Source organism: Spiroplasma sp. ald (assembly GCF_044714355.1).
GTDB lineage: Bacteria > Bacillota_I > Bacilli_A > Mycoplasmatales > Mycoplasmataceae > Spiroplasma > Spiroplasma phoeniceum.
Genome location: NZ_RXFY01000112.1, coordinates 1 through 3045 on the forward strand (window position 1 = coordinate 1; position 3045 = coordinate 3045).

A 3045-nucleotide genomic window follows, 5' to 3' on the forward strand; every position below is an offset into this window, starting at 1 on the left:
TAAACTCTCGTTAATAGTGTGTGTCTCACCAACATTCAATTTTACATTATTTTTAAATTTACTAATTTTTAAATTACCATTATCATCATTACGCCACACCACAAAATATCATTTATTATCAACTTGATTAAATGGTGTTTCTTGTTGCGCTATTCATTCTAAAATACCATTTTTTGTATTTATATTGTTCTTTTCTTTTAGTTGTTCTAATTTTTCAGGTGTATATTCTTGTGGTGTATTACAAGCAACTAAACTTGTTGTACTTGTTCCTATTAAAGTGATTGTTCCTAAAATGCTTAATATTTTTTTCATTTAATTATTTTAATTTAAGATAATTCAATACGTCTGCCAAGATTGTGTCATGAAGCACCGCCACTTCAACTTGCTCAACTTTCACCGTATAAATATGTTAAAATTTGTAAATGTCAAGTATTATCTTCTTTTCAATAAAATGTAAGACCAGTATATACTTTACCTCTTGCTGAACCACGTCATTTAATATCAATTAATTCTTTATTTGCATATTTTTTAGCATCTGAATCAGAAACAACTTTAACATTAGTAATAATATCTTTAATATTCTTATTTTTAAAAATATCATTTACATTTCAACTCCAATGTGAATTTCCACCTCAAGAAAATTTTGAATATACCTCTTTATTTTCTTCTTCATTAAAAAAAATAATTTTATTATAATAAGTTGGAATTTCTCTGCCTAAATTAATATCAAGTATTCCAATTTTTTCTTCTCCGTTACGTCATTCTAAAAAATATTCTACTGGTTGTTGATTTTCAGTTAAAAATTTTGATAATATTGGTTTATCATAACACGTTGTATTATTTTTATAGTAAAAACTTCCACAACTATTTAAATGCATTAAAATTACTGAAGTAAATATTAAAATCTTACTAATGTGAGTAAATCCATCTAAACTATTTTCATGTTCTTCTAAATAATTAATTGCTTCGCTTGTGGTTCTTGATCAATTAGTTATAATTGGGTAAAAATCATCTCTTCAATATAATTGAATATTTTGATTATAAGTTCTTTCAATATTTTCTCTAACTTGTCTAAAACGCATACTTTCTGCTGTTGCTAAAATAACGCGAGCTAATGCCCCTCTGATTACAGAGTTGTTTCCGGGGTTTTCACCATAATTTACTAAATCATTAAAAGCTTGTTCTATACCTGATCAACTTATTGTGGGGTTAGAATCACCGATCAGAGTGTTATAATTTGAATCAAAGTTTAAGTTTCTAGGAGTTTGACCATTAATACTTGTTATTGTAGAATCGGAAAAATGATAATATATTGTATCATATGAAAAACCTTGTAAATAAAAATCGCTTGATCTAAAAACTAAGTCAATATTAATTGATTGATTATCTCTTTCTACAGAAAAAGGAATAACAAAAGAATTAAATTGTGTATTATTAATAGCAAAGTATGATGTTCCACCACTATTGTTTAAATTTAATATAATTCCATTATCTAATAAACTTTTTAAAATTTGTTTTTTTAATTTATCAAAATAATCATTAGCATTTCAATTAACATATAATCTTGGTGTTTTAAACGACGCATCATTTTTAAAAATAGAATATTCAGTTGATGTTTGTGTTTTATTTTCTTCTTGTTTTTCATAAGGACTGGCGGCAATTGTTGTTGGCACAGCAGTTCCACTAATTGTTAAGACACTTAATAAACTTAACAGTTTTTTCATTTTGTATAATTTCCTTTCTTTCATCTTGAAACTTTTTATCAAGATATATTGACATTATATATATATATATATATATATATATGCAAGTCAAGAGTTTTAAATATTTTATTTTAGAAAGGGGCTTATTTATAATGATTATTATTGTGATTATATTTTAATACTAATCTGGGCTCGCGGTGATTTTCATAATTTTGTGAAAAATAACTTAAAGTTTAAAAAAACTTTTGCCGCGCTTTTCAAAGTACTTGGGAAAAATTCTAAGCGTTAAGCGAAGAATTTTATAAAGGTTCCCAAATTTGTTTGAAAGAACTTCAAAATCTTTTTTAACTTGTAAGTCATTTTATCACAAAAATTTAAAAAAATCAACCGCTCGCCCAATTCTGCAAATGATTTTTATAGTCTTAATGATATAATTAAAGCATTTAAAGAAAGGAAGTATATTTAATTTTATGTATAAAAAAGGAAATAAAGTTAATGTTAAAATAACAAATATTACACCTTATGGTGCTTTTTGTAGAGCAGAAAAGGCTGATGGTTTAATTCATATTAGTGAGATTTCAGATTATTATGTAAGAGATATTAAAGATTTTTTCACTGTTGGTGATGAAATTGAAGTTGAGGTGTTAGATTTTAATAAAATTAGAAAACATCTTAAATTAAGTTATAAAAATTGTCATCTTGAACTATTGAAAAATGATGATGGTAATGAAATACAAGAAAAATCACCTAGTTTAGAAAAAACATTAAATACTAATTATTTAATAAATAAAAAGTAAATAAAATTTATAAATTTTAGAAGGTTTTAAAAACCTTTTTTATATTCCCATTTTAAAACGATATGGATAAGAACCATAAAATAAAGCATCATATGGGTCATGGTACATTTTACTATCGGGTGTGTTTGTTTTGGTATCACTAAATCTTAGTTCACTAATGCACTTATCTAAAAATGGGAAGTTATCTAATATGCAATATATTTTGCCTTGAACAAACATTTTTCTTATTCAGGTTACGCGATTGATTATACCCGCTTCTTTATTAAGAGATGTCTGATGTTTTTTGGCTTTAAACATTTTAATTTTATAGCCTAAATAAGGGTAAATATCTTCTTGTAATTTTTGCATAAAGTCATAGGCATTAATATCATAATGAAATGTTGCATATTCAAAACCATCAAATTTATCAAAAGTATTGATTATTCATTGTCCATAATGTTCAACTATTTCATTTAAATTCATTGCATTTTTTGGTGTAACAACATTTTCTTCAATTAAATATTTATCATATTCATTATTTTCATTAATTTTATAGCCACTAAATA

4 protein-coding genes are annotated in these 3045 nt (G+C 24.9%); 1 reads left to right on the top strand and 3 read right to left on the bottom strand.

Annotation, left to right across the window (positions count from 1 at the left end):
- Together EHU54_RS05150 and EHU54_RS05155 are read right to left on the bottom strand one after the other, a co-directional pair.
- On the bottom strand, window positions 1-312 hold a 312-nt coding region (locus tag EHU54_RS05150; RefSeq protein ID WP_400249307.1), incomplete at its 3' end, for a lipoprotein.
- A gap of 14 nt (window positions 313-326) precedes the next feature.
- A complete protein-coding gene (locus EHU54_RS05155; protein WP_400249308.1) occupies window positions 327-1724 on the bottom strand; it encodes a ribosome-inactivating family protein in 1398 nt (465 codons plus the stop codon).
- A 449-nt stretch (window positions 1725-2173) separates the two neighbouring features.
- Between EHU54_RS05155 and EHU54_RS05160 the strand changes: the two genes are divergently transcribed.
- Entirely contained in the window at window positions 2174-2500 is a 327-nt protein-coding gene (locus EHU54_RS05160; protein WP_241460516.1) for a S1 RNA-binding domain-containing protein, read from the top strand.
- 39 nt (window positions 2501-2539) lie between these two features.
- Here EHU54_RS05160 and EHU54_RS05165 read toward each other — a convergent pair.
- On the bottom strand, window positions 2540-3045 hold a 506-nt coding region (locus EHU54_RS05165), incomplete at its 5' end, for a hypothetical protein (RefSeq protein ID WP_400249310.1).